This window comes from Halapricum sp. CBA1109, from assembly GCF_009741825.1.
Classification (GTDB): Archaea; Halobacteriota; Halobacteria; order Halobacteriales; family Haloarculaceae; genus Halapricum.
Genome location: NZ_WPCA01000161.1, coordinates 1 through 5,704, shown reverse-complemented (window position 1 = coordinate 5,704; position 5,704 = coordinate 1). Strand labels below are relative to the sequence as shown.

The window sequence follows — 5,704 nt, the reverse complement described above, 5'->3', positions numbered from 1 at the left end:
GTCAACGACGCGCCGGCGCTGGCGACGGCGACGGTCGGCGTGGCGATGGGCGCCGCCGGTACCGACACCGCCTTAGAGACGGCCGACATCGCGTTACTCGCCGACGACCTCTCGAAGTTGCCGTACCTCTATGACCTCGCCGGGAAAGCAAACGGCGTCATCCGGCAGAACGTCTGGTCGTCGCTGGCGGTGAAGGCCGGACTGGCGCTGGCGGTCCCGTTCGGCCTCGTCCCCATCTGGTTGGCGGTGCTCGCCGGCGACGCCGGGATGACGACGGCCGTCACCGGCAACGCGATGCGCCTCTCCCGCATCGAGGCGTAGCCGGACCGCCAGCGATTTCTCGGGGGCCGCACAAGGCCGAAATATGAGTTTCGAAACGCCCGAGGAGTGTCCGGAGTGCGGTGGGGACGTCCAGTTGGCCGAAGGGTTCGGGAGCACGCTGCCGTACTCCTGTACGGAGTGTGGCCACAACTTCAGCGCGGCCGGCGAGTGATACGCAAGGCGACCTATCTGTGACCGAGAGCGTCACACGACCTCAGCGCGCGGGCCCGAGGTACCCTCACGACTGCAGGCGGTCGCCGTCGCCGTCGATCCAACGCTCCCCGACGTCGTCGCGGTAGTAGCAGTTCGGGAGGACGATGTCCTCGACCCGGTCGTAACACTGCCGTCGGGCCGCACCCATCGTCTCGCCTTTGCCCGTCACGACGACGGGCATCCCGTTCTCGCCGGCGACGCGCCACTGCCCGTCGACGCGTTTGGCGTCCTCGATGTGGACTCCCTCGCGGCTGTCGGTGTCGAAGACGACGGCCGCGTTGCGGGAGTTCTCGTCGTAGGTCGCCTCGTCGTCGAAGGGGAACGGCGGGAGGACGACCCGGGCACAGACCTGAAAGCCGTCGTGGACCGCGATTTCGGGGTTGTTGCCGTTGGCAAGGTCGTAGAAGAACTGCCCCGTCCCGGACTCGAACCCTTCCTGCTGGAGCGTGATGGTCGGATAGCCAAATCGGGGCGTGAACTCCAGCGGATAGATGCCCGTCCCGTTGACGATACAGTTGAGGTCGATGCTGCCGACGTACCCCTCCTCGGCGAGCCATCCCGCCAGTTTCCCGAGCGTCTCGGCGAACAGTTCGTTGCGCCCCGCCCAGAACATCGAGGTACCCATCTCGCCGGTCTGGGGAGCCGACGTTTCCCGGGAAGAGCTTCTTGTGCTCGAAGTTGAAGTTTATCTCGTCGACGAACCGCTCGCCGTCGAAGAAGCCACAGACCGCCACTTCGACGCCCTCGACCTTCCGCTGTAACTGGAAGCCCTTCATCCGGTGGCCCCACGCCTTCTCGTAGGCCGCCAGTACGTCCACCACGTCGCTGCCGTCGGCCTCGCGCCCGACGTACAGCAGTCGATTGACGTTCTGGACCTCGCCGAGAGGCTTGACGACGTAGGGGAACGGGTTCGCCCGGACGTGGTCGATGCCCGCCTGAAAGTCGTGGAACTCAGGTGGTCGATGGTGTTCACGCCGTGGTCCTCCAGCACCGCCATCGCATAGCCGCGGTCCGCCTCCAGGCGGTCGGTGTTCGGCGTCCCACCGACGACAGCGACGTCGCGTTCGCGGAGTTCCTGTGCTATCTCGCCGGTCCCGATGTCGACGTCGACCCAGATGTCGTCGAAGACGACCACGTCGGCCCAGTCCAGTTCCGCCCGCCACTCAGACACCGTCGGGACGAACCCGTCGCCTATCTCCTAGTCGCTCTCGGCCTCGACGTAGTACTTCACATCGTGGCCCTCGCGGTGGACCTGCCACGCGAGGTCGCGATCAGCGCCGCGTCGAGCGAACAGAACAGAAACCGTCTCGACTCCATACGTCCCCGTCGGCCGGCATCGACTTGAGTGTGAGCGGCGGAGGCGGCCACAGATGGATTCTGTATAGCGATAAAAGGTGTATCGCCCTACCCGGTGGTTTCAGGGGCGTCCACGCCGTAGCGGTCCCCGTGGGTACGAAGACACTGGTTTTCGTGGCGTTGCTGACGGTACTGGCCGGCTGCTCCGGTGCCCCAGAACCCGGAAGCGCCGGACCGCTGCCGACGGGGACGGCGAACGGGTCCGTCCCGGACGGGACGACCCACGAGGTCACCGTCGTCTCGGTGGCCGACGGCGACACCGTCGACGTCCGCTTTGCGAACGGGACGACCGATACGGTCAGACTGCTGGGTATCGACACACCGGAGGTCCACGTCGAAGTCGACCCGAGCCAGTACGAGGGGTTCGACGACACCGAGGGCGTCCGGTCGTGTCTCCGGGCGGCGGGCGAAGACGCGAGCGGAGTCGTCGCCGACCGCGTCGACGGCGAGACGGTCACGCTCGCGATGGACCCCGAATCGGACGGCCGCGGCGGGTACGGCCGCATCCTCGGGTATCTCGTCCACGACGGCACGAACCTCAACCTCGCGCTGGTCGAGGCCGGTCACGCCCGCGTCTACGACAGCGAGTTCACGCTCCGGTCCACGTTCGACAGCGCCGAAGCGGACGCCCGCGCGACCGACCGCGGCCTGTGGGCCTGCGGGTGACGGCGAAACCGAGGCTGTTTTTACGCCCGACGGGAGAGTGTCGAGTATGGCAGAGGACACGCCGTCGGTGCCCGTCCACTGCCCGGACTGTGAGACGACGACCCGGGTAGCGATGGCGGACGTCGCCGACGCCATCGAACGCCACAACGACCAGTTGCACGACGGCGAGGACGTCGCGCGCGTCGACCCCGACGTCGCCGAGCAACTCGCCGACCTCGTCGCCGAGGATTTGGGCCTCTTCGAAGAGTAAACGGACGGCCAGTTTCCCGTAGTATGGACACGCTTTTACAACGAAGTTCGTTAATTCCGGTTGCTGATGCACGAACGAACGGAGCGAAGCGTTTCACGGCGGGGGATCGTCAAGTCGATCGGTGCGGCCGGCCTCGCGGCCGCGGGTATCGGTACCGTCTCGGGGACCGGCGTGGCCGCCGAGACGGCTCGGGGATCACCGACGGTGAGACGTACAAGGTGTTGAACGTCGCAACCAGCAACGCCTTGGACATCGTCGGTGCGGGCACGAACAACGGCGACGACGCCCAGCAGTACGACTACGTCGGCGGCGCCAGCCAGCAGTGGACCGTCCAGTCGGTCGGCGACGGCTACTACAAACTGATCAACGAGAACAGCGGCAAGGCCCTCGACGTAGCGAGCGTCTCGACGGCGGACGGCGCGACGGTCCACCAGTGGGACTACGTCGGTGGCGAGAACCAGCAGTGGGCTATCGAGGAGACAAGCCCGGGCGCCTACAGCCTGACCGCACGCCACAGCGGCAAGGTCGCCGAGGTGCCTGCCTACGAGGACTACAACGGGTCGCTCGTCCAGCAGTGGAGCGACGGCGGCGGCCAGAACCAGCGGTGGGCGCTGTTCCCGGTCGGCGAGGACACCGAACCGGATATCAGCCTCGCGAACGACGACCGCTACGAGTCCGACGGCGTCGGCTACGTCGAGGTGGACGTAACCAACAACGAATCCAGTGCTATCGCGCTGAACCCGACGGTCACCGAACCGGGGACCGACAACGTGTTCAACCCGAACCAGCCGGATATCGTCGTTCCGGCCGGGGCGACACGCCGGATCACGGTCAGTTTCACCGACTACGAGTCCGCCGGCAACATCAGCCTCAGTATCGGCGACGACGGGCTTACTCTCCAGCAGGTCCCGTATCTGGAGTTCCCCGAAACGTCGGCCTGAGGGGTTTCGGCGGAGGTGACTGATCTTTTTCGCCACACTCCGACCGAGAGACCCCGCTCGTGGCAGGACGGATATAGTGTATACCGCGATAGCAAATAGCGTCGGTACCGGGGGAGTCCGATACAGGCGACGGTGGAAAATGCTGGTCAGTCCTCGACGTAGGGGTCCTCGATGTCGGTGTCGCCGCCGAGTGCCGCCGAAATACCGCCCGTGAGCCAGTCGAAGACGGCGACGAGCGGATACAGCAGTCGTTCGACCAGCGAGAGCGGTCGCGCAACCACGAGCGCCCACGTGCGGGCGTGCCCGAGCCCGTAAGACTTCGGGACGATTTCGCCGAAGACCAACACGATGACGCTAGCGAGGACCGTCGCGGCCGTGACGGCGCTCCCGGCCGGGAGCGCCCCGACCAACAGCGCTGTCGTGATCGACGCGATGGCCATATTGACCACGTTGTTCCCGACCAGTATCGTCACGAGTAGCCGGTGGGGGTCCTCGCGGAGTCCTTGGAGGACCGCGACGCGCCCGTCCGCGGCGTCCTGTGTCTCCAGCCACGCCTCCGGGAGCGTGAAGATTGCGCTCTCGCTACTGGAGAAAAACGCCGAGAGCACGACCAGTACACAAATAGCGACGATACCACCGATTGTCACGACCGGAGACGCCATACTGAAGCAACCAGTGGGAAGGTGAAGAAGGCTGTCTCCGGTGTGGGGCCCACGAGGGCATTAACCAGCGTCACCACTCACGGGCGTTCGTGGTTCCGCTGAGAATGCCCGGGGAGGGCTCCGGAACAACGTCGAGACGTGCTCGCTCACGATGTTCGCTGCGCGCGACTCGTCTCGTTCGGAGCCCTCCGCCGTCAGCTTTCAGGGTTGTCACTCGACGGAGCGAGTGACGAAATGAAAGTGCCCGGGGAGGGCTCCGAACCACGGAAAATCGGAGATTTTCCTGCTCTGCGTTCGCTGACGCTCACGCAGACCCTCCCGGGTTCGTCGCCACCGCAGCGCATATTCAGAGCAGTCGCTCGCCGGCGCGAGCGACGGTAGAAGTATGCCCGGGGAGGGCTCCGAACCCTCGATCTCCGCATGGCCCAGGTCCGAGGTTCGACAGAGCCTCGTGGGGGCCAGCAGATGCCGCCCATCGGTAAGACCCTATGAGTGCGGCGCTATGTCCAGCTAAGCCACCCGGGCGCAGTTTCCGGTAGCGCGGTTGCGCCCTTTAACCTTCTCATCTTTCAGCGCTGTGTCGGGCGGTGCCACCCCGCGGATTTAAGCCGTCGGGCGGTCACACTCGGCTATGGACATCCCCGAGCTCGTCCAGCAACGCCTCGGGGGCGAGCAACTGCGTACCGGGGTGATGCTCGGCGACGACGACGTGGTCTGTATCACCGCCACGCGGACGCTGCTCTACCGGTCGGACGGACTCCTCAGCGACGAACGCGTCGAGGAGTTTCCCCACGACATCGAACGCCTCGAGGTGTCCGAGGGCCGCCGCAAGACGAAGTTCGTCTTCGAGTACGTCGAAGGGACCGAGTCGCTGTCGGTCCCGAGTGACCTCTCGCGGGAGGTCCTCGGCATCGTCCTCGAGGGCGTCCTGCTCGCCGACGGCGTCATCGACGAGGACGAGAGCGTCGCCGGCGCCTTCCGGTTCAGCGAACTCACGCTCGTGGTCTGTGAACGCCGGGTCGTCAAACACGTCGGCAACACCGTCTGGGAGGACGACCACGAAACCTTCGCCTTCGAGGACCTCACGGGCCTGGAGTTCGAGGAGGCCAGCGTCGCCACGGAGATCGTCCTCCGAATCGACGGCCGGCCCCAGCGGATCAAGACGCCGAACGATCAGGCCCGCATCGTCGAACAGACCGTCAAAAAGGCCATCTTCGAGTTCTTCGACGTGACCTCGATGGACGAACTCGACCGCCACTTCGAGGCCGAACACGGCGGCGACGAGGCCGACGACG

Annotated in this window: 6 protein-coding genes, 1 tRNA gene and 3 pseudogenes; 7 read left to right on the top strand and 3 right to left on the bottom strand. The window is 65.7% G+C overall.

Annotated features, from left to right (window positions below):
* Together GJ629_RS13965 and GJ629_RS17670 are read left to right on the top strand one after the other, a co-directional pair.
* Positions 1-321, top strand: a pseudogene (locus GJ629_RS13965) (cation-transporting P-type ATPase); the annotation flags it as partial.
* Between the two features lie 43 nt (positions 322-364).
* Positions 365-493, top strand: coding sequence for a hypothetical protein (locus tag GJ629_RS17670; RefSeq protein ID WP_255475240.1), 129 nt, complete (start codon positions 365-367; stop codon positions 491-493).
* 66 nt (positions 494-559) lie between these two features.
* On the opposite strand, the pseudogene GJ629_RS18125 reads toward GJ629_RS17670, so the two are convergent.
* Positions 560-1,851 (bottom strand): annotated as a pseudogene (locus tag GJ629_RS18125) (phosphoribosylamine--glycine ligase).
* A gap of 129 nt (positions 1,852-1,980) precedes the next feature.
* Between GJ629_RS18125 and GJ629_RS13955 the strand changes: the two are divergent.
* The 4 genes from GJ629_RS13955 to GJ629_RS13945 all read left to right on the top strand — a co-directional run bounded on the left by GJ629_RS13955 (position 1,981) and on the right by GJ629_RS13945 (position 3,747).
* Positions 1,981-2,556 (top strand): thermonuclease family protein, encoded by a 576-nt coding sequence (locus GJ629_RS13955; RefSeq protein WP_370515918.1) that lies wholly within the window; start codon positions 1,981-1,983, stop codon positions 2,554-2,556.
* Between the two features lie 46 nt (positions 2,557-2,602).
* Positions 2,603-2,806: a hypothetical protein gene (locus GJ629_RS13950; protein ID WP_157513587.1), complete on the top strand. Its 204-nt coding sequence runs from the start codon at positions 2,603-2,605 to the stop codon at positions 2,804-2,806.
* Between the two features lie 66 nt (positions 2,807-2,872).
* On the top strand, positions 2,873-3,031 hold the full coding sequence (locus GJ629_RS16405) for a hypothetical protein (protein WP_197428625.1): 159 nt from the start codon (positions 2,873-2,875) through the stop codon (positions 3,029-3,031).
* Entirely contained in the window at positions 3,025-3,747 is a 723-nt protein-coding gene (locus GJ629_RS13945) for an RICIN domain-containing protein (protein WP_197428624.1), read from the top strand. Before GJ629_RS16405 ends, GJ629_RS13945 begins: the two co-directional genes overlap by 7 nt.
* A gap of 146 nt (positions 3,748-3,893) precedes the next feature.
* Here the strand turns inward: GJ629_RS13945 and GJ629_RS13940 are convergent, their stop codons facing one another.
* Positions 3,894-4,409, bottom strand: coding sequence for a DUF21 domain-containing protein (locus tag GJ629_RS13940; RefSeq protein WP_157513585.1), 516 nt, complete (start codon positions 4,407-4,409; stop codon positions 3,894-3,896).
* 386 nt (positions 4,410-4,795) lie between these two features.
* Positions 4,796-4,934 (bottom strand) — tRNA-Met (locus tag GJ629_RS13935).
* A 106-nt stretch (positions 4,935-5,040) separates the two neighbouring features.
* On the opposite strand from GJ629_RS13935, the pseudogene GJ629_RS13930 reads away from it, so the two are divergent.
* A pseudogene (locus GJ629_RS13930) lies at positions 5,041-5,704 on the top strand (hypothetical protein); the annotation flags it as partial.